Origin of the sequence: Pseudomonas sp. 5Ae-yellow, from assembly GCF_014077575.1 — a bacterium.
Taxonomy (GTDB): domain Bacteria; phylum Pseudomonadota; class Gammaproteobacteria; order Pseudomonadales; family Pseudomonadaceae; genus Halopseudomonas; species Halopseudomonas neustonica.
Genome location: NZ_JACGWE010000012.1, coordinates 58,608 through 83,156, shown reverse-complemented (window position 1 = coordinate 83,156; position 24,549 = coordinate 58,608). Strand labels below are relative to the sequence as shown.

Here is a 24,549-nt window from a genome sequence, read left to right as displayed (position 1 = left end):
TAAACAAAACCGTATCACTTGAAATTAAAACCAGTTAAAGGCGCAGACAATAGTAACGCGCGACCAAATTTGCAGCGTTTGATAGCTTCCCCTTGCGCCCATGAGTACATTTGAGTAAACCAGATACGCACATCACAAAGACCTAAACGGAGAAAAATAATGAGTCGTCAGGCAAAAGCGGTTGTTTGTCGTGAATGGGGTCAACCACTTCACGTTGAAACCATCACGGTGGACCCACCCAAACGCGGTGAGGTAACTATCAAAGTCGCTGCCTGTGGTGTCTGCCACAGTGATCACTCCGCCGCTACCGGCAAGATTCCTTACGCTCCACCGCTGGTGTTGGGCCATGAAGCAGCCGGTATCGTGGTTGAAGTTGGCGAGGGTGTGACAACGCTGAAAGAAGGCGATTACGTCGTCAGTACCTTTATCACCATGTGCGGCAAATGCCGGAACTGCGTGCGCGGTCGCCCGGTGCTCTGTGAGAACGCCCGCAAGTCGATGACCACCCTACCCGATGGCACCGTGCGTACCCATGGCAAGGACGGAGAAGATCTCAATGTATTTGGCGCCTGCGGCGTGATGGCCGAATACGCCACGCTGCACGTGGACAACTGCGTCCAAATCGATGGCGACGTACCCATGTCCAGCGCAGCGCTGGTCGGCTGCGCAGTCATTACCGGCGTTGGCTCGGTGTTCAACACTGCTGAGCTGGAGCCAGGCTCCCGTGCTGCAGTGTTCGGCATTGGCGGCGTCGGCCTGAATGCTATCCAGGGCTGTGTTACCGCTGGGGCTGAAATGGTCATCGCGGTTGATACCAACGCCAGCAAGCTGGAGATGGCCAAGGAGTTCGGCGCGACTCACACCGTCAATATCTCTGAAGTGGAAGACGTCAGCAAAGCAATCAAGAAGCTCAGCGGCGGCGGCGTCGACTATGCATTTGAATGCGTGGGCAACGGTAAGGTAGTCGAGCAGGCTTTCAAATCACTCGGCCGAGCCGGCACGGTAGTGGTTGTGGGCGTGGCCGACAGCAAGGACAAAACGTCGATCACCACCCTCGCCCTGCCTGCTGATGAACGCACCATCAAGGGCAGCTGGCTGGGCTCGGCGCGTCCGCAGTACGATTTTCCGCGTATCCTCAATCTATACAAAGCCAATCGTCTGAAGCTGGATGAGCTGGTAACCCAGACCTACAGTATCGACCAGGCGCAGCAAGCCTTTGACGACATGCTGGCAGGTAAAAATGCGCGCGGCGTCATCATCTTCGAATAAAGCTGACGTTTGATCGCACATCCTGCATTACCAACGACGCCGGTTAATTGATCAATTAACCGGCGTCGTTGTAAGCACAGCAAGCAAACAAATTTTCTTGGCCTCAGTCGCGCATATAAACCGGATCGCCTACGCGCAGCTCGCCTGCTGTCAGGGTATCGGCGTAAATCCCCAGGTTCTGATCTGCCTCACGTACGACCGTGCGTAGCAGGCTTTTATCTGCGGGCAGGTGCTGCTGAGCGCGGGTGATAGCGCCGCAACGTGGCGCAGTACTGGTGCACCTCAATTCGGCTTCGCCTATCTGCAACCGACCGTCAAGCCAGGCTTGCTCGATGAGTCCCGCTTCCGCGTCGAGCGTATCGACCACCAGATTGGGACGGAAGCGTTGCACATCCCAGTCGCTATCAGGATGCAGCTGCTGAAGATAATTAAGACTCGCGGTGGTCAGAAGATGAAAAGGCGATACCAAAAAGTAACTACCGGGCAGTGAGACAAAATCGATCATGTCCTGCGGTAAATCGGAGAAGTCCGGTAGCGGCTCGCCAGGCTCACGCTCGAAGGTTGCCTTGAGTTCGTCCAGCCAGCTGTCGTCGGCATCCGCTTTGTAGCGCCGCAGATTGGTGTCTGACTCAAGCGCTTCCAGTGTCGAGGTGCGCCCGAGTAACGCCGATAGGCGTTCATCGACATCCTTACTATTGCTGGCAAGGCGACTACCATCCGGAAACAGCAGCTCTAACTTGACTGGCTCAGCGCCCGAGGTGTCCCAGCTAGCCTTGACCTGCAGCAGTTGAGGACGAAATTTGCAGCTCTGCACCTCGTCACGCAGCGTGTCTCGCACGGCCCAGAGGCGATCCCCTAAAAGCCCCTGTGCAGTCAGCTGACAGCGATTCAGCGACTCACCAGCCATGCCCTTGACCGGGTACCGCCAGATTTCCTGCACTACACCCAGCTTACGCATAGCACTCTCCATTGGTGGGTAATATCTTGCCGCAACGGCAAGAAAGTGCCGCTGAAAACATAGGCTTTGCAGCACCATACCCCTATTCCAGAGCGGTTTTCCAGTGCCAAAACAGCGGCCTGATAATTGCTTATATGCTGTTCGAGATAGCACCTGGCTTTGACCAAACGATGGTAAAAGGAGCACACCATGAGCATTATTGACAGTATGAGCCAAGCGAACCAACCTAGCGGACTTGCCACCCCTAGCAAGAGCAGTCGCATCAGTACCGCTGCTGAATTCCGCGAAATAATGCAATCCGTCAATCAGACGAGTGAAGCCAAGCAGGCTCAAGCTGAAGCTAAAGCCAAAGAGCAAGAGGAAAATACCAGCACTGCTGCCGAAGAGTTCAGCCGCTACATGGCGATGTCGGTCGCCGAGAAGATAAAGCACACATTGCTGCAGGAGATGGGGTTAACCGAAGAAGAATATGATGCCTTACCCCCGGAAGAAAAAGAAAAGATCGATGAGCTGATTGCCGAACGCCTTGACGAGCTGAACGATCCCAATAAGCGCGCCAGCAGCGACGAACTTCAGCAACAGGCCGCAGAGCGCATGCGCGCCATGCTGGACGGAGTGAACGCAGAGAAGGAAAAATCGTCTATCTTTGACATCACCTGATAACGCGATATTGCTGCAGGCACTGTACTCGGGTAACGGAGTAAACCAGCCTAGCGCAACTGACTATCCTTGCTACCGCGTCGATTGAAGGTGCTGCCGGCAGCACTTTGGTCAGCCGCGCTTTGACAGGTAATGCACAGGCGTACACCGGGCAGAGCCTGACGCCTGGCCTCTGGAATAGGCTCATCGCATTCTTCACAGAACGCCAGGCTATCGCCCTGCGGCAGTTGACTGCGTGCGCGCTGCACTGCCTCGTCAACGGTATCGTCAATCTGTTCTTGTACTGCGCCCTCACGAGCCCAACCTGTCGCCATTGGAACCTCCAAGCGTTTAAATCTGTCAGAGCATCAGCGGTCTGGTGTCGAAGCGCTGCTGTGACAATCTGCATCTTGCCGTCCGACGTTACTTTCCCTCAGTATCAAATACTATGAACACACCTTCACCATTTAGTGCCTATCAAAACGCCGTGCAACATCTGGGGTTCACTTCAGATGCGGCGCAAATGCAAGCTGCACAAATGCTCGAAGACTGCTACCAAGCTCTGGAATCCGGTCGCGAAACGCGCGGAGTTTATCTTTGGGGCCCTGTCGGGCGTGGCAAAACCTGGCTCATGGATCGCTTCTACGACAGCCTTTCTGTGCCCAGCAAACGTCTGCACTTTCATCATTTCATGGGCTGGGTGCACAAACGTCTTTTCCAGATTACCGGGACGGCAGAGCCCCTGCGAGCGCTCGCCCGCGAGATGGCGCAAAACGTTCGCGTGCTGTGTTTCGACGAGTTTTTTGTTACCGATATTGGCGATGCCATATTGCTCGGCGGCTTGATGCGCGAAATGTTTGAACAGGGCGTGGTTGTGGTTTGCACGTCCAATCTGCCTCCTGCCGAGCTTTACGCCGACGGTTTCAATCGTGAGCGTTTCACCCCTGCGATCGCCGCGATTGAGAAGCACATGTGGGTCGCGCGGCTCGATGGCGCGCAGGATCATCGCCTACATCCGGGCACCGCCTGCCAGCGTTATTGGCTGAGCAGTGACACGAGCGCTGAAAAACCGCTGGATCAGGTGTTTGCACAGCTCTGTGGCGATCGACCGCAGAGCTGTGACCCAATACTGCTAGGGCACCTGCAGGTGCCCTGTGTAAAACACTGTAATAAAGCCGCCTGGTTTACCTTTCGCGCCCTGTGCAGCAGCTCACTGTCTGCGCTCGACTTTATCAGCCTGTGTGACCGTTTCCCGGCCCTGCTGTTAAGCGAGGTGCCAAACCTCAGCAGCCCACAACGTGCCGGAATCATTGCTCGCGGCACCGAAGACGGCGCAGAGCGGGTTGAGGCTGGCGACCGCGAGCTACCCAGTCTGTCCGTACATGACGACAGCGTGCGACGTTTCATCGCCTTGGTTGACGAATGCTACGACCGCCGTATTCCGCTGTATATCGAGGCAGCAGTGCCGCTGGAAGACTTATATACCCAAGGTTATCTGTCTTTCGCGTTCGAGCGAGCCCGTAGCCGTTTGCAGGAAATGCAACTAGAGCGATTTGGTGCCACGGGTAATGTTGCCGAGGCAGACAAACTCGCAGAGCAAATAACTTGATACTGTATTTCCATCCAGTACAATGGCGACACTCGTGAAGCGCTGATCTCATCAGCAGCACAGCACGTATTTGAAAACCGCATTCAAGCCTGAGGTGTGTATGGCCGTTGAAATTGTGTATCGCAGCAGCAGAGACCCGGAGCAGTTGTTCATGGATAAAGCCGAAGCAGACCGTCACGACAAGATGCTGGAACTGGCAGAAACCCTGGGCGAGGTATTGCAACAGGCGGTACCGGATCTGAGTGAGAAGCTGGCGGAAGAAGTCAGTATCTACATGGCGCGGCATCGTGAGATATTTGCTAAAGCCTTCAAAAACAGCCCTGATGCACTCACCAGTTTGACTGAAGAGCCCGCAGAGGCCTGAGCCTCTGCGCAGACTATTCGCGCCCGCTCAGACCGGCCCCGAGCCGCTGCCTATTGATACATCCAGAAATTGGGATGGGCAATGGTTTCAGCCACTGCAGCAGTTGAATCGGTGCGTTTGAGAATGCGCATGAGTACGGCCATGATATTGCTCCCTTTGGTTGTCTTGTATACCGGGAGCATAATCAATCATCGTCATAAATTACTGAAATCGATTAACGCTATAAGGTCCGTTAGCTAAAAACTATCGGCGCTGGCTTCTCTACAACCTGCAGGCAGCGCGTTCAAGTTTAGCGGAAATCCCACGCAATCACTGATCTGCCGGGCTATCGACCTGCGCGTAAATCTCTGCACCACCATCGCGCTTCAACAACAGCACCTGATACGGCATAAAATCAGTGCCCATCTCCATACCCGGACTACCTACCGGCATACCCGGTACCGCCAAGCCGATGGCGTCAACGGGTGGCTCGGCTAAAAAGGCCTTTACGTAGCGCGCCGGCACATGACCTTCAAATAGATAGCCCTCATCTGATATCGAGGTGTGGCATGAACGATACTGCGGCGCTATACCGTAATCAGACTTCAGGCCGGCCAAATCATCAGGGTGCTGCGCCTGCGTGGTAAAGCCAGCGCTATCAGCATGCTCGATCCAGCCTTCGCAGCAGCCACAACTCGGACTTTTGAATACTTGCAACAGATCAGTTGCAGGTTGCGCGGCCAATAGCGACTGCTCCTGCTGCGACGCCAGGTTACTCTGCGCTTGCGGTTTCAGCGTTTCAGGTTGCGGCGACTCAGACTCTCCGCAGGCCATCAGTAGCGGCGTAGCAGCAAGTACCAACACCAGCCAGCGTGGAACAATCATCGGCATCCGAATCTCCAGTTGAATCAAGGGTAAAATAGTCTGACAGCAAGATTAGCACGCGCGAAAGCTAACCACTTGCACCAGCTTTACCACAACTGTAACTGTCGATTACTTCGTAGCTGTAAATAGCCGCTGACCCCATGCCCGACTACATTGAGGGCTGGTCGCTAATCAGAGCAGACCCAATACGGAGTAAATAGAGCAATGGCCGGCGATTACCCAGACAAGATTCGAACCCTACCGATTTACGACGGCCGCTTCGATGCCTACAAGCTCGCCGCCGACGGTGCAGATGTGCTATTTGCCTCCTACCCGCCAGGTACCCGCATACCGCCGCACACGCACGAAACAGACAACTACGGCGTGATTATCCGCGGCGAACTGATTCTGACTGTCGCGGGCGAAACCCGGCGCTATGGTGTGGGCGAGTGGTATCACGTTGCAGCCCGGGTAGAGCATGCGGCCGCCTTTGACCAGCCAACCGACGAGATTGAGTTCTGGTTCAGCGACACTAACCGCTGAACTGGCTTGCGCGCCACCAAGCCAAGGCTCCCCCTTCTTCAATAGAATCATGCAGAGACATTTATGCATGAACGTTCATTCTCTTTTGCTTGACAGTATACACTTGTGCACTGTTAACTCTTGCTTGGCTAAGGCACATCCGCTGGCAATACCGCGGTCCTTCGCAACGGCCCTCGGTATCCGCCTGCGCGGCGTTGCCGACAAAACAGACAAAGAACAATTCTAAAAAGAGAGATCCCCATGACTCGTCATCACGGCGTCACCCGCGTCTTACGTCGCACCGCATTACCCCTACTCGGCTTATCATCCGTCATGCTCAGTGGTTGCTTGTCGGGCGGTGGTGGTGGCGGCGATGATTCTGAGTCCGCTTCCAGCGGTGTATTCATCGATGCTCCGGTGGCGGGGTTGCAGTACGCCACCGACAGCCGCAGCGGTGAGACCGACAGTGCAGGCACTTTCCAATATCAAGGCAACGAGACCGTGCGCTTCTCCCTGGCGGGTATCGATCTGGGGTCCGCCGCAGGCGCAAGCCAACTAACCCCTATGGACATCGTCGATGGCGCTACTGCCTTCAGCGACCCCGCGGTACTGAACCTCTCCCGCTTTCTGCAATCACTGGATGCAGACGGTAACCTGGGCAACGGCATTGAAATCACCGCTGACATCAAAAACGCTATCAGTGACTATCTCCAAGCCAACCCTGGCGTCACCCTGGATTTTGCCGACTCAAGCGGCTTTGAACCCGCCATGAACGATCTGCTGGCGGCACTCAGCGCCGAAAATGTATTTGCCGAAAATCCCAATACCGCCAGTCGTGGCTTGACGGCTAAACTCGACGCCTTTAACCACCTGCTTGATTCAGTCGATAAGGCGAATGGCAAGAACATCGACTTCTCCCTGCGGCCGGTGCTTTTCATTCACGGCGGGGCTGGCTCAGCCTCGCAGTTTGAGTCTCAAGCCATGCGCTTTCGGGCCAATGGTTACCCGCGCAGTTATCTGGCGGTGTATGAATACGATACCAGCAGCAGTACCGGGCAAAATGCGTTGGACCCTATCCAGGCAGCGAAGCGTAACGAGGAGATCAACCTGATTGTCGAGCGCCTGCGGCAGATCTCCGGTGCGGATAAAGTGGACCTGATGGGACACTCGATGGGCACCGGTGTAAGCCTGATGTACCTGGGCGAGAGCGACAATGCAGCAAAGGTTGCGCATTACACCAGCATCGATGGCGCAGCGCTGGACGCACCGCCAGGCAACGTACCCACGTTGGCGCTCTGGGGTCAGTATGTTGAACGCGAAGTGAGCGGCGCCGAGAACGTTTACCCCTCCCCCGAGATGCCTATCGGCCACATCGAAGTAGCCACATCCGCTGACTCTTTTGCGCGCATCTATAACCACTTCAATGGCAGCCAGCCAGGCACTACGCAGATTAGTGACGCCGAAGGCGATAACGTCTGGATCGCGGGCCGCGCCAGTCTGTTTCCGCAGAATACCGGCGCAGAGGGTACCGAGCTGCAGATCTTTGAGGTTGATCCGGCAACCGGCATTCGTTTAAAAGACACCCCTGACCACAGCATGCCAATCAGCAGTGATGGCAACTGGGGGCCATTCTCGATTACCAAGGGCGCAACCTACGAGTTTGGCCTGGACCGGGAAGCCGTCGGTGCCGACCATTATTTCTACCGTGAAGGTTATCTGCAGGACAGCCTGTTTGTTCGCTTGAATACCTCCCTGCCTGGCGCTGGCGTCGGTGCCTATTTACACCGCAGTGCCAACCACACCAACCTGATGATCGCCCGCGACCGCGAGCTATGGGGCGATCAGGGTGAGCTGAACGACAGTCTCACGGTGAATGACACACAGATCGTCACCAGTGCCACCGCCCCGCTACTCAAACGCACCAGTAGTATCTTCCTGCATGACCGCAATAGCGACGGTAACAGCACCCTTCCTGGACCGGATCCGTTCTTTAGTGCTCTGCCGTTTATCTCTGGACTGGATCTGTTCATCCCGGCCTCTCCGGGTGCCAATCAACCCATCAACATCCAGCTCAAGCCACGCGGCAGCAATGGTGCGGTACAGGTAATAAACGTACCTAACTGGCCATCAGACGAGATACGCTCAAATTCGGTACAGTTCAGAGACTACATTCAATAACCTTTTTAACCTGCTGATATGCATAGGCACCACTCCTGGTGTCTATGCCCTACCCCCGGCAAAAAATTGCCTACCGCCTGACCCCATCATACTTTGCTGAGCGCTGGAATAGTTCAAGCTGCGCCACCAATAGCATACGTAGAACATTAAATATCAAGGAGATTTAGCAAAAGACCTGCTAGGCTGATCAAAGGACATCATAATGGCTCTGCGCTACTGTCTCGCTGGCTATCGCGCGTGTTAGAGCCCGCCTAGAGGATCTGCAATGAATGTGCTGCGTCGTTTCTCTATCTTTCAGCGCCTGATTGCTGTTACCGCTCTGGTACTCATCATAGTGCTGGGCCTGGTAACCGCCTTTGCTGTGGATTATCACCAAAGCCTACTCGATGGCCGTTCGCTCAAAACTCAGCATTTGGTTGAGTCGGGCATGGGCGTCATAGAGCACTTTTATGCCTTGCAGCAAAACGGGGAGCTGACTGAAGAGCAAGCGCAAGCCGCCGCTGCCAGCACCCTGCAAACGCTGCGCTACGGCGACAAAGACTACTTCTGGATACATTCCAATAACCTGATCATGGTCATGCATCCGTTTGCTACCCAGTTAGTGGGTAACAGCGTGGCTGACGTTAAAGATCCGACCGGCAAATATCTGTTCCGTGACATGGTGGCCCTGGTCAAGGCGCAGTCCGCTGGTGTGGTCAACTATATGTGGCCCAAACCCGGCGTAACCGACCCGGTTGCCAAAGTGTCTTACGTTTCAGGCTTCAAGCCATGGGGCTGGATTCTTGGCTCGGGCATCTATCTGGATGACGTTAACCAGGCGTTCTGGACCCATATGATTCCCAAGCTGACGATGGCCGCATTAGGCATCTTGTTGCTGGTTGGGGTCAATTTGATGATCGCACTGAGTATCAGCCGCCCTATCGCTCATGCAGTCAAAGCGATGAACGACATCGCTACCGGCGATGGTGACCTCTCGCGCCATCTGGATGCCCATGGTAACGATGAAATCAGCGGTTTGGCCCGCGGCTTTAATGCCTTCACCGATAAGGTCGCGCACGTCATCGACAATATACGCGACGTGGTCGAGCGCAATAGGCTTATTGCCACTGAAGTCGGTTCGGCCATGAACAAGGCTGAAGCGTCCTATAACCAGCAAAACAGCGAGCTTGATACCATTGCTTCGGCGGTAGAGGAAATGAGCGCCACCTCGGACGAGGTAGCGCAACGCATGTCCGACTCTGCAAATGCGGCCCGCGATGCTAACCAGCAAGCTCTCAACAGCCAGCAAACCGCTGATGAGACCTCACGCTCCATGGAAGCATTAGCTCGCAACATAGCTCAGGCAGGCGAAGCAGTAGCTGAATTGAGCGAACAATCCCATACCATTGATACCGTGCTCGGCGTGATTCGCGCCGTCGCGGAACAAACCAATCTGCTGGCCCTGAACGCCGCGATAGAAGCGGCCCGCGCTGGCGAACAGGGGCGCGGCTTTGCAGTGGTAGCCGATGAGGTGCGCACGCTGGCGAGCCGCACCCAGAAATCGACCGATGAAATACGCACCATTATCGACTCATTGCAGGCCGGCACCGCGAAGGCAGTCAGTTCGATGGAAGGCAGCCATCAGCAGTCAGCGGCCATGCAGCAACAGGTAGAGGGGTCCCGCGCCGCGCTGCAATCCATTGCCAGTTCGGTCGACACCATCACAGACATGACCAGTCAGGTTGCAGCGGCCGCAGAACAACAGTCACGCACCAGTACCGAAATATCGTCCAGTCTTAGCCAGCTCAGCACGCTGGGCGGTCGGGTCATGCGCGAGCTTCAGGATACCGCCAGCAACACCAAGGAGCTGACTGAGGCAGCTGCGCAACTAAATCAGCTGATCAATCAGTTCAAGACCAGCCGCAGCCTTGGCATGCAAAAACGTTAGGTTAACGCGATGACGCCAGCCTGCTGAAGGCTGGCAGTGAGATATAAAAAAACCGCTTGAGCAGTTGCTGCCAAGCGGTTTTTTATTGCACGCCAACCGTTTAGTCGAGCACGACCAAGCGGTTAGGTAGTTCGTTACGCTCATGGGTAGCGGGTAGCTCTTTTGCCAGCTGCGTGCCGCAGGTCTCGATACAGTCAAGAAAGCCCTGCAACACCTCACCCTTGCCAACCTGCGCGGTAAAGGTCGCCACTATCGACTCCCAGGTCTTGTTGTCGATGCGGCTGGATATGCCGCGGTCGACCATGATCTCGACGTAGCGCTCGGCCTCTGAGACGAAGATCAGCATGCCGGTCTCGCCCTCAGTGTGGTGCAGGTTGAGTTCAATGAACTGCCGCCGTGCCAGGTTGGAGGCGCGCCAATGTCTCACCGCACGCGGTACCAGCTTGCTGGTAATGATCGGCAACCGAAACAACAGCGCTAACACTGCAAACGCACACCACTGGGCCAGCAGTAACTCGCTGACATCCAGCCAGCCGCTAAAATAGACCACTGCCCCCGGTAGCACCAGAGCCAGCACACTGGCCCATAGCAAGGGTATGTAGCGATAGTCGTCGGCCTGGCGAGCCAACACGGTCACCACTTCGGCGTCGGTATGCTGCTCAATGCGGTCAATCGCATCCGCTACTTGTTGCTGCTCACTGCTTGATAGAAGCGTCATTGTGCATCCTTTATTGAAATCACCATCCGCCCGATGCTCCGCCGCCGCCAAAGCCGCCGCCGCCACCGCCGAATCCGCCACCACCAAAACCGCCACCGCCGCCGCGCGAGCCACCACTTAGCCCGCCCAACAGGGCGCCAGCCAGCAGCGCGCGACCGGAACCGCCACGACCACCACCGCCCAACATAGAGACGCCAATAATGATAAGGACCAACAGCAAGGCTCCCGCCGGCTTCTTGCCCTTTTTATCGCTCTCGGCACGTTCAGCGACCGCCAGAGGATTACCGCCCAGCACCTGAATAATCGCGCCGGTACCGTCGACAATGCCCTGCTCGAAACGTCCTTCACGGAAAGCGGGCGTAATGATGCCATTGATGATGACCGAAGACTGCGCATCGGTCAGGCGACCTTCCAACCCGTAACCCACTTCGATGCGAATTTTGCGATCGTCGCGGGCCACGATCAGCAAGGCACCGTTGTCCTTGTCTTGCTGACCAATTCCCCAGGCACGGCCCAGCGCCACACCGAACTGCTCAATGCTCTGGCCTTGCAAGCTCGGCACAGTCACTACGACTACCTGCTCGCTGGTTGCCTGTTCATGCGCCGTCAGCATCTGCGTCAGTTGTTGCTCTGCGCCCTGCTCCAGCAGGCCAGCGTTATCGACCACGCGCCCGGTCAACTCGGGCAGAGCCGACTCCTGCGCCGTCGCTGCAGCGCTGAAACAGAAGGTCAGCGCGCACAACAGGGAGATCATCAACCTCATTCGAAACTCACCGCGGGAGCCTGCTCGGCATTTTCAGTGGTCGCTTCAAAGTTCTCGCGGATAGGCATATCGCTGTACATCAGGCTATGCCAGATACGGCCGGGGAAAGTGCGAATCTCAGTGTTGTATTGCTGCACAGAGGCAATGAAATCACGACGAGCCACGGCAATACGGTTCTCTGTGCCCTCCAGCTGAGACTGCAACGCCAGGAAGTTCTGGTTTGACTTGAGGTCCGGGTAGCGCTCGGACACTGCCATCAGGCGACTTAGTGCCCCCGTCAACTGGCTCTGCGCCTGTTCGAACTGACGCATTTTGGCCGGATCATTAAGATCCTCTGCGCTGATCTGTATCGATGTCGCCTTGGACCGTGCTTCCACTACGGCGGTCAGGGTTTCCTGCTCCTGACGGGCAAAGCCCTTCACGGTCTCGACTAGATTAGGAATCAGATCAGCGCGGCGCTGGTACTGGTTTTCAACCTGTGACCAGGCAGATTTCACCTGTTCGTCATAGGTCGGAATATTGTTGATTCCGCAGCCTGCTAACAGGCTGCTGAGCAACACCAGAATCGCCAATTGCCAGGTGGTCCGAATAGGCTGTGTATTCATGATAGGTCGTCCGTCAGGGTGATTATGTTGGGTAGAGCAGATCGCATCTGCACATACACTAGCGACGCTAGCAGAACACGAATAGGACCGAGTTAAAACCCCAAGCAGGCAACGCAGCGCCGCAACGGGTAAACTGACGTTCTGTTCAACTTTGTGACCACATCATGACTTTCGCCCCCCTCGGTTTGATCGACCCGCTGCAGCGTACTCTTGAAGAGCTCGGCTATAGCACGCCAACCGCCATTCAGGAGCAGGCAATCCCCGCCATCCTCAAGGGCCGCGACCTGCTGGCCAGTGCGCAGACCGGCACCGGCAAGACCGCAGCCTTCGCCCTGCCGTTACTGCAAACACTGACCCAGCAAGGATCTGTAGTCGCCAGCAATTCAGTGCGCGCACTGGTACTGACACCCACCCGCGAACTGGCTGAGCAGGTACTGCAAAGCCTGCAGCGTTACAGCGAGCAATTGCCGCTGCGCAGCTATGCCGTTTATGGCGGTGTTTCAATCAACCCACAGATGATGGCTTTGCGTAAAGGCGTCGATGTGCTGGTTGCCACGCCCGGACGTCTACTCGATCTCTATCGGCAAAATGCGATCAAATTTAATCAGCTGCAGGTTCTGGTGCTGGATGAGGCCGATCGCATGCTTGATCTCGGCTTTGCCGACGAGCTGGATCAACTGTTCTCTGCCCTGCCGCGCAAACGGCAGACCCTGCTGTTTTCCGCTACTTTCTCCGCCCTGATCAGGCAGATGGCCGACGGTTTGCTGCGCGATCCGCTGACGATCGATATCAGCCCACGCAACAGTGCAATCGATAGCGTCGAGCAGTGGATCATACCGGTCGACAAGAAGCGCAAAACCGAGCTGTTTATGCAACTGCTCAGCGAGCGGCAGTGGCCGCAAACGCTGGTATTTGCTAAAACACGCAAGGCTGTCGATCAGCTGCTCGAAGCACTGCAAACCCAAGGTGTGCAGGCGGACTGTATCCACGGCGATCGTCCGCAACCAGCCAGGCTGAGAGCGCTCACGCGCTTTAAAGATAATGAAGTCAGCATGCTGATCGCGACCGACGTCGCTGCGCGAGGGCTGGATATCGCCCAGCTACCGCTGGTGATCAATTTTGATCTGCCCATCAACGCGGAAGACTACGTCCATCGTATTGGGCGCAGCGGCCGCGCAGGTGCCAGCGGTGAGGCCATCTCGCTGGTTAGTGCCGACGAAATAAGGCAACTGGCTGCAATTGAAACCCTCATCCAACAGCTGTTACAGCGGCGTGAGCACAGCGACTTTAAACCCGAGCATCGCGTACCTGAAACCCGGCTTGGCGGCCAACTGGTCAAGAAACCCAAGAAGCCAAAGAAACCCAAGGTGCCGGGCGGCAAAAACAAGGTCCATCTTGGTAACTGGTTTGACGAGTCCTGATCAACCCGGGGACAAAGCTCTCGCTCCGGTCGTGGGCCGGCTAGAAAAGAGTGCAGAGGTCCATTGGAGAGCTGCAGCCTTAACAGAATTCAAATGCTGCATAAATACAACAATGTGTGACTGACCAGCGCAACCTGACAGGTATACCCTGTTCCTGCTTTTCGCAGGATCATCTCACCGGCCTACTCAATCGCTGCGGAATGCAAAGTTATCTGGCCAAAACTGGCCACAACATTAGAGCGCATAAGCTTGATCAGAGAGATATCAGGCTTTGTTTCATTTTGTACCTTGGGTGCCAGCAAGATCAGTTTGGCGCTACAATCACGCCACGCGCGCGCGCGAAGAAATATAAGTTACCGACACTCCCTATCAATTCCATACTACCGCCGCGCAGTCTTCCGGCGTGTTGCAAGGAGCTAAATCATGTACAGGACGTTCGCAGCTGTATTGCTGACTGTTGCCGCTGGTCAGTCATTCGCGAAAGTTGATCAGCAGCAAGCCGACCGCCTCGGTCGAGACTTGACCCCTCTAGGTGCTGAGCAGGCTGCCAATAGCGCGGGCACTATTCCATCATGGAACGGTGGCGTAACTGCGCCCGCTAGCTACAGTCCCGGCATGCATCATCCAGATCCTTATGCAGCGGACGCTGAGCTATACCGGGTCAGCGCGCAGAATGTGGAGCAGTATCAAGCTCAACTACCAGCTGGTCTGGTCGATCTGATGCAGCGTCATCCTGACTACGCCATGCGCATCTTCCCCAGCCGACGCAGCGCTTCCGCCCCACAACGTATTTACGATGCCACCATAGCCAACGCTACCCGCGCAGAACTGATTGCCAACGGTAACGGTATTCGTGGCGCTGCTGCGGGCATTCCTTTCCCGATCCCACAAGACGGCATCGAGGCCATCTGGAACCACATCCTGCATTACAAAGGTGATCAAAACCATTTCATCAACAATCAGGCTGTGGTCATCAATGGCAAGAGCAACCTGATCAAACGTGATCGCCAGATCTATTACGTTTATAACCGCGAAGGCATGACCACTGCCGAGCTGGACAACACATTGCTGCTGTACAAGTACGTTGTCACCGCACCTGCGAAATTGGCCAATACCGCACTGGTTGTTCAGGATCCACTGGATCAGGTATTGACCACTCGCAAAGCGTGGCGCTATAGCCCGGATAACCGCCGCGTTCGTCGTCTTCCCACACTAGCCTATGATTCCGTGCAGCCAGATACCAGTGATCTGGCAACGGCCGACGTGCTGGACACCTATAACGGCGCACCTGATCGTTATGATTGGAGCATGGTAGGCAAGCAGGAAATGCTGGTGCCCTACAACAGCTACGCTGTTCACCAGAAAGGCATCCCGTACGATCAAATCGTGCAGCCCGACACGTTAAACCCAGAGCTATTGCGCTATGAACTGCACCGAGTATGGGTCGTCGACGCTACTCTGCGCACCGGGTATCGCCACCCCTATGCTGCTCGGCGCTTTTACATAGATGAAGATAGCTGGCAAATTCTTGCGGTTGATCTGCGAGATGCCGATGGTGAGTTGATTGGCCTGCAGGAAGCTCATCCGATCAACTACTACGAAGTGCCGATGGTTAGCAGCACCCTGGAAACGCTTTACCACCTCAAAGACGGCAACTACTTTGTAGACGGCCTCGATAACAACGAGCCCATGTACAACTTTGATGCCGTCATCAATCCACGGGATTTCTCACCACAGGCCCTGCGCCGCGAAGGTAACTGATCCCTGACCGCATCCTGATTGTGAGCACCAAAAACCGCCGTAAAACGCAGACCTGAGTTTAAATACACGTTAACCGTACAAACTCAGGCCTGCGTCATCTCCCTCGATTATTTGACGCTAACCAGACCTGAAGTTGTGCGACAAACGTTCTCTGCGCCCTGGTATATCTCCTCCATGATCGACGAAACCTGGTGCGTGCGCTGACTCCCCTCTTCTGCGGTAATGCTAACCGAATGCACCGTCTCCGTTACCTTGCTGGTAAGCTCGCGGTTCTTTTGCACTACTCCGGCAATTTCCGCCGTTGATTTGCTGGTACGCGCAGCTAACTGCCGCACTTCGTCAGCTACCACCGCAAAGCCACGACCCTGCTCACCGGCGCGGGCAGCTTCGATAGCCGCATTAAGAGCGAGTAGATTGGTTTGATCTGCAATACCCGAGATAGTCGCCACAATCTCTTCAATATTCCTCGACTGCGCGTTTAGCTGCTTGATAAGGCTCGTCGCTTCGGACACCTGAGCGGCAATACGCGCAGATGTATCGACCGCCGTCTGCAACGACTTCATGCCCTGCTGCGCAATCGCTGCGGTCTCCTCCGATGTACTGCTGGCAACCTCGGCGGCCTGACGCACCGCCGCCGCCTGTTCAATACGCTCGGTGATGTCGCTGGCAAACTTGACCACCTTGAATACCTCGCCAGTGTCATCAAATACCGGATTGTAGGTTGCCTCAAGCCAGACTACTTGGCCGCGGCTATTCAAGCGCTGAAATTGCCCGGACTTGAACTCGCCCTTGGCCAACGCCGACCAGAAATGCGGATTCTGCTGATAAAAGGCGTCAGTACAAAGCGTTCTGTGATGCTTCCCACGCAATTGTTCGAGCGAATAGCCAATCACCTGCAGAAAATTGCGGTTAGCCGTAATTATTTCACCGCTGGGGCTAAACTCGATAACCGCCATCGACTTGTCTAACGCTGCAGCGAGTGCTTCTTTACTCAGCGATTCTTTTTTTTCTGCAGTCACGTCGGCGGCGACCTTCATCACCTTGAGGCAACGCCCTTGTTCATCCAGTACCGGGATGTAGCTCGCTTCCAGCCACACTGCCTCACCACTCTTTTTGAGGCGTCTGAATGTGCCTGAAACGGCCTTACCTCTTGCCAGCTCTGACCAGAACCCTTGGTACGCTGGCGAGGCCACATCATCTGCCGAACAAAATAAGCGATGATGCTGACCGACTATGTGATCCAGCGAATAACCCATTAGATTCAGAAATAGCGGACTGGCATCGGTAATGACACCCTGCGGATTAAATTCAATGAAAGCCATATGCGCTTTCAAGGCTTCCAGCTGGCCCTTTTTTTCAGCCAACTCTCGTCCTTGAGAGCTGTACATCCTCTTTAGCTTTGCATTGAACATAGTAAAAACTCTACTTTAGCGTTGGCAGAATGCCACTAGCGCATCCTCTCAAAACCACACTAGTTGTACAATAAAAATATTTTGTCCAACTTTGGTACAGAAATGCGGCACATATGACCACTTTGCTGGTGTGAAAGAAACACCAAAGAGATGTCGACTACTCGCTGAGCAGGATGCCCGGCAACGCAGATACTCAGTCGGCGGCGCTAACCTGCGCACCTGAAAACCTGCAACCCCCTTACCAGCTCTGTTTGGCTTTGAAATGTCGCAGCAGTACTACAGTTTTTGGATTTTCTGGTCGATACTGACATCAGACGCGCGTGCTTTACCTCAGCGCGGCCGACCTGTCTTGGAGAAACTAATGCGTCTGACGTTAAAAACCAAAGTGGTGCTGCTGGCCCTTATTCCCATCGTTTTGTTTGCATTGGTCATCAGTGGAGCTGCAGTCAAGATCCTGCAGAATCTGGCGGAAAAAGAGGTAGCAGAGACACGTGAGCGCCTGATGCAAGAGAGCCGTACCTTGCTGGAAAACTACTCCCAGATAGCCATAGGCTCGGTTCAGACGCTTTACGAGGAATCAGCTCAAGGTGACATGCAGAAGCGAGCACAAGCCATCGACATCCTGTCCAAGATTACATACGGCGAAGACGGCTACTTTTTTGGTCACGACTCCAACGTGGTACGACTCTTTCGCGGCACCAGTTCAAAGGACGTAGGCGTTAGTTTAAATGACCGCCAGGACCCCAATGGCGTATACACCAACCGAGAGCTGGTCAGGGTCGCAAAAGACAACACCTATTACGTTAACTACTCCTCACCCTTACCTGGCAACGAGGCCGTTACCGTACCCAAGCTGGCCTACAGCTTTTACCTGCCCAAGTGGGACATGGCGGTCGGCACGGCCGTCAACCTGAACGGGATCGAGACCCAGGTAGCAGAAGTGCAGGAAGCTATAGACCAGCGCATCGAGAACATCATCACCAGTATCCTGTTGGTTGCTACCGTGCTGCTGGTCATCTTTGGTGTTGTCGGTGTAACCATGGCGAACACCCTGCTGCGCCCGCTAATCCGTATCAAGCAAAATCTTGACGATATCGCACAAGGAGATGGCGACCTGACGCATCGCCTGCCGGTCACCAGTAATGATGAGCTTGGCGACCTGGCAACCGCGTTCAACCGTTTCGTCGAAAAAGTACACGGGCTGGTGAGCCAAACGGTAGAAATGACCGGCCAACTCACCCAACTGGTTGCAGAAGTTACAGAGCAGGCACAGCGCTCCGAGAAGGCCATGTCGCAGCAACGCCAGGAGACCGATCAGGTGGCGGCGGCGATCAATGAGATGTCCTCAGCAGCGCATGAAGTTGCGCATAGCGCCCAGGGAGCATCAGAGGCAGCCCAGCAGACCGATCGCGAGGGTCAGGATGCCAAGCGCGTGGTCGATGGCAGCATCACTCAGATTCACTCGCTGGTTATGGAAATCCGTGAAAGCGGCAATTCACTCGACAAACTGAATGAAGATGTTCAGTCAATCGTCAGCGTATTGGGGGTCATTCGCTCCATTGCAGACCAGACCAACCTGTTGGCGCTCAACGCAGCCATTGAGGCTGCTCGTGCCGGTGAAGCAGGTCGCGGCTTTGCCGTGGTAGCGGACGAGGTGCGCGCGCTGGCCAGCCGCACCCAGACCAGTACCGAAGAGATCCAGAGCATGACAGACCGCCTCCTGCAAGGTACAGAAAGCGCGATCAAGTCCATGCGCCAGTCGAGTGACAGCGGCGAACTGACCAGCGAGCATGCAAACAAGGCAGGTACCTCGCTTGATGCCATTGCCGGTCTGATCGGCACCATTAATTCGATGAACGCGCAGATTGCCAGTGCCGCAGAGGAACAAACGGCAGTAGCAGAAGAGATTAATCGTAGCGTGCATCAGATCGCGATGGCGGTAGAGAGCGTCGCCGAAGAGACTCGTCAGGGCGCAAATACGGCACGTAGCCTGTCTGACCTGGGTGACCGACTCGGTACTTTGGTGCGTCAGTTCAAGGTCTGAGCGGCGCCCCAGTCGGTGTGCCACTGCCATCCCAGCAGCAGGCACACCGGCGATGGGTACCCACTGCATCAGCACCACTTCAGCGCTGGTGCCCCCCCCCAAAAAACAATTCAACATGCCAAAAAACCACGTTTTGAGTGCACTCCGGTGTAGCTTTTGGTTTATTGGCCTGGCTTCGCCGTGCGCGAGCAAACAGCCTTAATATTAAACTGACCGTGACACCCTCTACAGATTTTTAGTCCCGTCCTTTTCGCTATAAGACAATGCGCGTATAAACCGAAATCAACTCTCACCACGTATCCACAGTCACTGCAATCAGTTGGCATCTGCATGTTAAGAATCGGTATTGGCTCAAAAACCTCAACTGGCGGTGTTGTTGTCGAAGGCAACACAGGACTTCAATTCGATGGCCTGGTCGCCAGCTCCATAGGCCATAAGGCGACCTGCCCCGCTTGCAAAAAAGGCATTGGTGAAATCATACCCGTAGGTCCGCGTAGCGTTATGCTGCCGGCTGGCCTGGCGGCAAGAGCGGGCGACTATATTGCTTGCGGCTGCCCGCCACATTCAAACGTATTGATCGCCGAGGGCACCATCAGCATAGGTAGCCAGGGGTCTGCACAGCAAAGCTCTCAAACCGCTTTACGCTCACCAGGCGCTTCCAAAAAATCGGTTACCCGGATTTACTGGAGTCACGGCGATAAGCAGACGCCGCTGCAAAACGCGTCCCGCTTTTATACTGATATGAACCTACATGCCGAGACAGTGGGCTACCAACCAGGCGAAACATTGGAAATAACCCTGGAAGGTGCCAGCTCGCAAAGGCTACAAGGCGTCGTTGATGCCAATGGCAAGGTCTGCATTCAAAACGCCTTGAAATCGCATGATGTGCACCTACAAGGACGTATTTGAATGACTACTCTCACCGCCTCAGCTGGCGGCGCCAGCACCGAAATACAGATCAACCGTCCTGAATTCGAAGCACTGTGGCGCGCTTACTACGAAGTAGGCATGAAGGATTATCAGCAAGTTTACGATTTGGTTGGCGGAAACGTAGCCGAGCTAAGACAAGCAAGGCCCGCGGACTACACCAACGCCTGCGCTCTGCGCATGAGTCGCGGCTTTAACTACGGCGGGTACGTCATACCCAAAGGCACCATCATCCAGGGCACCAATATATATCGCGCCAAAGGTGCAGATGGCCTGCCTTATATTCTGCGGGTCAACGATGTAATCAATTTCGTCCGCCATAATTGGGGAGCGCCCGACAAGACTCTTGCTCCATCAGAGCACGATCAACTAAACGGCCTGAAGGGTTTGATTGTCATTGAGGTTCAAGGCTGGAGTGATGCGTCGGGCCATGTCACGCTCTGGGATGGCGTTGCTACCGGCGATGACAGTGATTACCAGAATCCTCAGAGCCATGCCTTCGACAGCCCTGCAGTCTCGCCTAAACACATTTTGTACTGGGAGCTAAAGTAGTGAAAAAGTTCACTATCAGCGGATTTATATTTGTCGCTCTGATCGCGACCCAACCCTCAGTTTTTGCAGCCACCATAGAGCAAGCCAGAACGTCTCTTAAAAACTATGGTTTTGTGCACTGTCTGGACGCTGCATACCAGGATAGCAAGCAGCTCGATGACGACTTGGCCGCTGCGAGCGGTGCCTATCACTACATGGGCAGGGGGGCGCACTTTATACAACAAGACGAAGATACCCTGGACGCGACCCACGACCCCTATCAAGCCACTGAGGACTTCATCGTCGAGGCTTACCCAAATACCGATGCCCAGACTCAATCACAAGGACGTAAAAACCCCATGATTGCCTGCCTGACCATCTACAACTCGGCTGAGTACAGCGCCTTTATTCATGGCCAGGACGATTACATCAGCAACCCGGAAAAATAGCCTTCGAGCTAGCTGCTCACTTCAGATGCGGTTTTAGAATTTCATATAGCGCTGGGCGGTTGGCCGCGATCTCATCAGCCGTTAAGCCTTCGAGTGAATGCGGATACTTTAGCCAGGCATCTGTGCTGTGCAGGTAAAAATGCGGCTCCCACTCCACCTCGTTGCGGCTAGGCTTGTAATACGGCACCGCCACGCGAATATCATGGGGCGTATTCAGCCGCGCCTTGTTCTTCAGTTCCTGGATGATGGCCTCAACCGAGCGACCGGTATCAAACACATCATCAACAATCAGCAGTGAGTCTTGATGGGTCACATGCTTGACCAGATAATTCAGGCCATGCACACGGACTTCGCGGCTTTGCTGGTCAATGCCGTGGTACGACGACGTACGGATAGCAATGTTGTCGGTGTGCACTCCGTGGTAGTCGAGGAACTCCTGCACCGCTATGCCCATGGGTACGCCACCGCGCCACACAGCAATAATAAAGGTCGGACGAAAGTCCGAATTCAGGATCTGCGCGCCAAGATGAAAAGCATCTTCGAGCAGACTTTGTGCACTGAGGTATTGTTTATCAGCCATAAGACCGTTAGCGTTTGAGAATTCGCGACATATTCCCACCTGACGGAGCCTTCTGGCAAGCCATGACCCAGCCCAGCGCCACACAAAAACCCACTCGCACTCGCCGTTTCCTCGACGAGAACCAGCTTATTGAAGATGCCTTCCGCCTTGGCGTACAGGTTTTTGAGAGCGGTTTTCGCCCAAACTTCATCGTCGGCCTATGGCGCGGCGGCAGCGCCGTGGGTATTTACGTACAGGAATGCCTGCAGACGCTGGGTGTAAAAACCGATCACATCGCGCTGCGCACCTCGTACCGAGGCATGGAGCACTACGACACCATGATCGCCTCGCCCCAGTCAGAGATTCGCGTGCACGGCACCCACTACCTGCTCGACAACATCAACCAGGATGATCGCCTGCTGATTGTCGATGACGCCTTTGGTACCGGTCACAGCATGGCCGCAGTGCTGGAAAAACTCAGCGGCCAGTTGAAGCGCAACATGCCCAAAGATACGCGTATTGCCACCCTCTATCAGCGGCTGGGCGCAGGCCAGACCGGAGTCAAGCCCGACTTCTGCCTGCATACCACCGAAGACTGGCTCGTATTCCCCTATGAGATGAACGGCCTTACCCGTGCAGACATTGATGAACACAAACCCTATCTGAGCCCTATTCTGGATTCAGTCAAGTAACCCGGTAGGCGCGCGACCTAAACGGCCGCGCGTTGACCTGCTCTACGAGGGCGCTAGCTAACCCGTCACTGTTACCACCGCGCAACTGGTTGCTTATTCCCTAAAGGCATGGCTTTGTTCATTTCAGCCGGTATCTGTGCAGCCGTAACGGGAGCGAAAAACGCTCCAGATGTTGCAGTAAAATGACGTTTTATCTACTTACACCAGCACCTGCCGCGTAGTGGCGATGTAATGATGCACTTGGCACTCTACTTTTTGATCAATCATGGTTTCGGGCCGACGATCATTGGGGCAAGGCATGCGCGGCGTGGTACCAAACAGCCGGCAGATCAGGGGCCGCTCTGCGTAAACTTCGCAACCGTGCGGCCCTAGATGTACGCAGTTAAGTTCATTCAGCGCGGCGTCATGCTCGGCGTCGGACTTCACCGGCAGGCGCGACATTTCTTCAGAAGAAGTCGTTACCGGACCGCAGCAGTCATGGCAGCCTGGCACGCACTCGAAGGTCGGAATCTGCTCGCGCAGTCGCGCAATAATCTCGCCGTTAGACTTCATATTCACCGCACCTTCAGCTCATTCCAACTCGGAGTCTATTTGCTTGTCCTGGGGACGCAGTTGATATTGAACGCCCAGCAAGAAGTTGCGCAAAATCTGGTCTTTGCATTCGCGGTAATTCTTATTACCTGGCTTACGAAAGAAAGCACTCAACTCATGACTGCTCAGACGAAACTCAACCAATTGAAAAATATCAAGAATATCCTCAGCCTTTAAATTAAGCGCAATGCGCAGCTTTTGGAACACCATATTATTATTCAAGCGATCTTCCGGCACTGGCTGCGCGCCTTCACGCTTGCCGCGCTTGAAGTTGATAAACCCATTAAGGAAAACAGCCAACTCTTTGTCGCTCAACTTAACGAACGCTGTGTCTTCTTCTTTTTTCAGCCAGTGAGCAACTTGCTCTTGGGAAACCTCAACATCCGCCAAAGAGAAAATATCTGCCATGGCGGCGTCTTTGATGTCGAAGGTGTAACGGATACGGCGCAAAATATCATTATTGGTCAAAATACGATCCCTAGTCTTAGGTAAGCTCAGCATGTTCTCTGCTATCGCAGACAGGGTCAAAATAGCCTTTACAACCGGATACCAGAAGTAACGCTCATTATCGACTCAAGCCTGAGAACCCAGCGATGCCACTTGGGCAAGCAACAGCTGCTCAGTAAACATAAAAAAACGACGCCTGCTTGTAGTGTGGCGTCGGATTATCCCCTCTTGCGAGGAGCTAGATGCTGATGCGGATGACATTACACCACTAACCTTGCACCTCAAGCCAGCGCCAAGTCCGGTACACGCCGGCGCCTTGAGCGGTAAACTCAGGTGAGACTCAAGCTCGCTTAGCCCCCGATCATGCTCAACAGCGTCGAACTTGCGCGCGAAAATCGGTACGAATATTTTCCTTATCCGCGGGCGCTTCAACCATTAAAAGTACGCCTGTAAACCGCGCGCTCTCGACCCGACTCAAAAACCCGGCTAGTCTTGATTCGCTGCCCTGAACACAAACCAATAAAAAATAATAATATGACGATGTATCAATTGCTTAAGCTTGGTCCTCAGTTTCCAGCGATAGCCATCTTGTTTTTCATACTGGGCTACCCGACTTCCGTCAGCGCCGAGGAACCCTTACCGCTGCTCAACGCCGCTTACCTTACCTTCCCGCCGATGGCCTACACCGATGAACAGGGCAACGCCCGAGGCAGCATCATTGAACTGACCAACGAGCTGGCAGCGGATAGTGGCTATCGAATCCACTGGATCAATTATCCGATCAATCGAATCTACCGCAGCCTGAGTAACGGTAATATTGACCTCTGGCCCGGTTCGCAGCACGTGCCAGCACTAGCCGATTTCACCCTGGAATCCAAGCCACTGGATTACAACGTGAAGTTGTGCGCTTTTTCGTTCTCAGGCAGTACACCGCTCACCAGCACTGAAGACTTGATAGATAAACAGCTGGTGCTAATCCGTGGCTACACATATCGCGGCCAACTAAAAGCCGTCTTCGATCGAGCAGCCCACCAACCGATTGTAGCGCCGGACCATACGGCCGCCATGCAATTGCTGGCGACCGGCCGTGCTGAGTACCTGATCAGCTACGGCCATCCAATGCAGGAAAGTCTGGCAAACTACCCATTGCAACAAACCCATTGCGATAAGCTCGGCGAATGGCCGCTAGTATTTGTCGTATCACGGCGCAACCCTGACGCTCAGCAGATTGCCGACAACCTGGATGCCGCCTATCAGCGCTATGTCGCTAGCCAGCAACAAGACAGTCAGCCCGAGCACTGACCTATTTCACAGCGCTGA

Annotated in this window: 24 protein-coding genes and 3 pseudogenes; 16 read left to right on the top strand and 11 right to left on the bottom strand. The window is 54.8% G+C overall.

Translation table 11 applies throughout. The features are described 5' to 3' along the window. Nucleotides 1-159 precede the first annotated feature (159 nt). Nucleotides 160-1,269 carry a zinc-binding dehydrogenase gene (locus H4J77_RS09790; protein ID WP_123889731.1) on the top strand — a complete coding sequence of 370 codons (1,110 nt, stop codon included), beginning with the start codon at nt 160-162 and terminating at the stop codon, nt 1,267-1,269. 103 nt (nt 1,270-1,372) lie between these two features. On the opposite strand, the gene H4J77_RS09785 is transcribed toward H4J77_RS09790, so the two are convergent. Next, nucleotides 1,373-2,227: an MOSC domain-containing protein gene (locus H4J77_RS09785; protein WP_182248127.1), complete on the bottom strand. Its 855-nt coding sequence runs from the start codon at nt 2,225-2,227 to the stop codon at nt 1,373-1,375. Nucleotides 2,228-2,416: 189 nt separating this feature from the next. On the opposite strand from H4J77_RS09785, the gene H4J77_RS09780 reads away from it, so the two are divergent. Beyond that, complete coding sequence (locus H4J77_RS09780) at nt 2,417-2,887, top strand: hypothetical protein (RefSeq protein ID WP_123889729.1); 471 nt, start codon at nt 2,417-2,419, stop codon at nt 2,885-2,887. A gap of 50 nt (nt 2,888-2,937) precedes the next feature. Here the strand turns inward: H4J77_RS09780 and H4J77_RS09775 are convergent, their stop codons facing one another. Next, nucleotides 2,938-3,201, bottom strand: a complete 264-nt coding sequence (locus H4J77_RS09775; protein ID WP_123889728.1) for a DksA/TraR family C4-type zinc finger protein — start codon at nt 3,199-3,201, stop codon at nt 2,938-2,940. A 113-nt stretch (nt 3,202-3,314) separates the two neighbouring features. Between H4J77_RS09775 and zapE the strand changes: the two genes are divergently transcribed. Further along, nucleotides 3,315-4,475 carry a cell division protein ZapE gene (zapE, locus tag H4J77_RS09770; protein ID WP_182248125.1) on the top strand — a complete coding sequence of 387 codons (1,161 nt, stop codon included), beginning with the start codon at nt 3,315-3,317 and terminating at the stop codon, nt 4,473-4,475. Nucleotides 4,476-4,575: 100 nt separating this feature from the next. Then, a complete protein-coding gene (locus H4J77_RS09765) occupies nt 4,576-4,839 on the top strand; it encodes a YebG family protein (protein ID WP_123889726.1) in 264 nt (87 codons plus the stop codon). A 309-nt stretch (nt 4,840-5,148) separates the two neighbouring features. Here H4J77_RS09765 and H4J77_RS09760 read toward each other — a convergent pair whose 3' ends face one another. Further along, entirely contained in the window at nt 5,149-5,709 is a 561-nt protein-coding gene (locus H4J77_RS09760; RefSeq protein WP_259364795.1) for a DUF411 domain-containing protein, read from the bottom strand. Nucleotides 5,710-5,907: 198 nt separating this feature from the next. Here H4J77_RS09760 and H4J77_RS09755 point away from each other — a divergent pair, with 198 nt between their 5' ends. The 4 genes and pseudogenes from H4J77_RS09755 (at nt 5,908) to H4J77_RS20345 (ending at nt 10,309) form a co-directional block, all read left to right on the top strand. Next, on the top strand, nt 5,908-6,225 hold the full coding sequence (locus tag H4J77_RS09755) for a cupin domain-containing protein (protein ID WP_182248123.1): 318 nt from the start codon (nt 5,908-5,910) through the stop codon (nt 6,223-6,225). 240 nt (nt 6,226-6,465) lie between these two features. Next, on the top strand, nt 6,466-8,382 hold the full coding sequence (locus tag H4J77_RS09750) for an alpha/beta fold hydrolase (RefSeq protein WP_182248121.1): 1,917 nt from the start codon (nt 6,466-6,468) through the stop codon (nt 8,380-8,382). A gap of 265 nt (nt 8,383-8,647) precedes the next feature. Then, nucleotides 8,648-9,418: pseudogene (locus H4J77_RS20350) on the top strand (cache domain-containing protein); the annotation flags it as partial. An 87-nt stretch (nt 9,419-9,505) separates the two neighbouring features. After that, nucleotides 9,506-10,309, top strand: a complete 804-nt coding sequence (locus tag H4J77_RS20345; protein ID WP_404940766.1) for a methyl-accepting chemotaxis protein — start codon at nt 9,506-9,508, stop codon at nt 10,307-10,309. A gap of 100 nt (nt 10,310-10,409) precedes the next feature. Here H4J77_RS20345 and H4J77_RS09740 read toward each other — a convergent pair whose 3' ends face one another. Genes H4J77_RS09740 through H4J77_RS09730 form a run of 3 tightly spaced genes read right to left on the bottom strand, consistent with a single transcriptional unit; the run spans nt 10,410 to nt 12,395 of the window. Next, entirely contained in the window at nt 10,410-11,027 is a 618-nt protein-coding gene (locus H4J77_RS09740) for a TPM domain-containing protein (RefSeq protein WP_182248119.1), read from the bottom strand. 19 nt (nt 11,028-11,046) lie between these two features. Continuing rightward, on the bottom strand, nt 11,047-11,781 hold the full coding sequence (locus tag H4J77_RS09735; RefSeq protein ID WP_404940765.1) for a TPM domain-containing protein: 735 nt from the start codon (nt 11,779-11,781) through the stop codon (nt 11,047-11,049). 5 nt (nt 11,782-11,786) lie between these two features. Further along, the gene (locus H4J77_RS09730) at nt 11,787-12,395 is read right to left on the bottom strand and encodes a LemA family protein (RefSeq protein ID WP_123889720.1); all 609 of its coding nucleotides are present in this window, start codon (nt 12,393-12,395) and stop codon (nt 11,787-11,789) included. 164 nt (nt 12,396-12,559) lie between these two features. Here H4J77_RS09730 and H4J77_RS09725 point away from each other — a divergent pair. Both H4J77_RS09725 and H4J77_RS09720 read left to right on the top strand, forming a co-directional pair. Then, nucleotides 12,560-13,813 (top strand): annotated as a pseudogene (locus H4J77_RS09725) (DEAD/DEAH box helicase); the annotation flags it as partial. A gap of 426 nt (nt 13,814-14,239) precedes the next feature. Continuing rightward, entirely contained in the window at nt 14,240-15,577 is a 1,338-nt protein-coding gene (locus H4J77_RS09720; RefSeq protein ID WP_182248113.1) for a DUF1329 domain-containing protein, read from the top strand. A 107-nt stretch (nt 15,578-15,684) separates the two neighbouring features. Here the strand turns inward: H4J77_RS09720 and H4J77_RS20340 are convergent, their stop codons facing one another. Both H4J77_RS20340 and H4J77_RS20335 read right to left on the bottom strand, forming a co-directional pair. Then, nucleotides 15,685-16,140 carry a methyl-accepting chemotaxis protein gene (locus H4J77_RS20340; RefSeq protein ID WP_259364798.1) on the bottom strand — a complete coding sequence of 152 codons (456 nt, stop codon included), beginning with the start codon at nt 16,138-16,140 and terminating at the stop codon, nt 15,685-15,687. An 81-nt stretch (nt 16,141-16,221) separates the two neighbouring features. Further along, nucleotides 16,222-16,899: pseudogene (locus tag H4J77_RS20335) on the bottom strand (PAS domain-containing protein); the annotation flags it as partial. 451 nt (nt 16,900-17,350) lie between these two features. Between H4J77_RS20335 and H4J77_RS09710 the strand changes: the two are divergent. From H4J77_RS09710 to H4J77_RS09695, 4 genes are all read left to right on the top strand, one after another. Next, nucleotides 17,351-19,033, top strand: coding sequence for a methyl-accepting chemotaxis protein (locus tag H4J77_RS09710; protein ID WP_182248109.1), 1,683 nt, complete (start codon nt 17,351-17,353; stop codon nt 19,031-19,033). A gap of 330 nt (nt 19,034-19,363) precedes the next feature. Next, on the top strand, nt 19,364-19,942 hold the full coding sequence (locus H4J77_RS09705; protein ID WP_182248107.1) for a PAAR domain-containing protein: 579 nt from the start codon (nt 19,364-19,366) through the stop codon (nt 19,940-19,942). After that, nucleotides 19,943-20,512 carry a type VI secretion system amidase effector protein Tae4 gene (locus tag H4J77_RS09700; RefSeq protein ID WP_182248106.1) on the top strand — a complete coding sequence of 190 codons (570 nt, stop codon included), beginning with the start codon at nt 19,943-19,945 and terminating at the stop codon, nt 20,510-20,512. After that, nucleotides 20,512-20,940, top strand: coding sequence for a hypothetical protein (locus H4J77_RS09695; RefSeq protein WP_182248105.1), 429 nt, complete (start codon nt 20,512-20,514; stop codon nt 20,938-20,940). Before H4J77_RS09700 ends, H4J77_RS09695 begins: the two co-directional genes overlap by 1 nt. Nucleotides 20,941-20,956: 16 nt before the next feature. On the opposite strand, the gene H4J77_RS09690 is transcribed toward H4J77_RS09695, so the two are convergent. Continuing rightward, nucleotides 20,957-21,520 carry a phosphoribosyltransferase gene (locus H4J77_RS09690; RefSeq protein WP_123890919.1) on the bottom strand — a complete coding sequence of 188 codons (564 nt, stop codon included), beginning with the start codon at nt 21,518-21,520 and terminating at the stop codon, nt 20,957-20,959. A gap of 62 nt (nt 21,521-21,582) precedes the next feature. Between H4J77_RS09690 and H4J77_RS09685 the strand changes: the two genes are divergently transcribed. After that, complete coding sequence (locus tag H4J77_RS09685) at nt 21,583-22,191, top strand: phosphoribosyltransferase (RefSeq protein ID WP_182248104.1); 609 nt, start codon at nt 21,583-21,585, stop codon at nt 22,189-22,191. Nucleotides 22,192-22,389: 198 nt separating this feature from the next. On the opposite strand, the gene H4J77_RS09680 is transcribed toward H4J77_RS09685, so the two are convergent. Then, complete coding sequence (locus H4J77_RS09680; protein WP_182248103.1) at nt 22,390-22,743, bottom strand: YkgJ family cysteine cluster protein; 354 nt, start codon at nt 22,741-22,743, stop codon at nt 22,390-22,392. A gap of 18 nt (nt 22,744-22,761) precedes the next feature. Next, the gene (locus H4J77_RS09675) at nt 22,762-23,250 is read right to left on the bottom strand and encodes a DUF1456 family protein (protein ID WP_182248102.1); all 489 of its coding nucleotides are present in this window, start codon (nt 23,248-23,250) and stop codon (nt 22,762-22,764) included. A 567-nt stretch (nt 23,251-23,817) separates the two neighbouring features. On the opposite strand from H4J77_RS09675, the gene H4J77_RS09670 reads away from it, so the two are divergent. Beyond that, nucleotides 23,818-24,531 carry an ABC transporter substrate-binding protein gene (locus tag H4J77_RS09670; protein WP_220469315.1) on the top strand — a complete coding sequence of 238 codons (714 nt, stop codon included), beginning with the start codon at nt 23,818-23,820 and terminating at the stop codon, nt 24,529-24,531. Nucleotides 24,532-24,549: the final 18 nt, after the last annotated feature.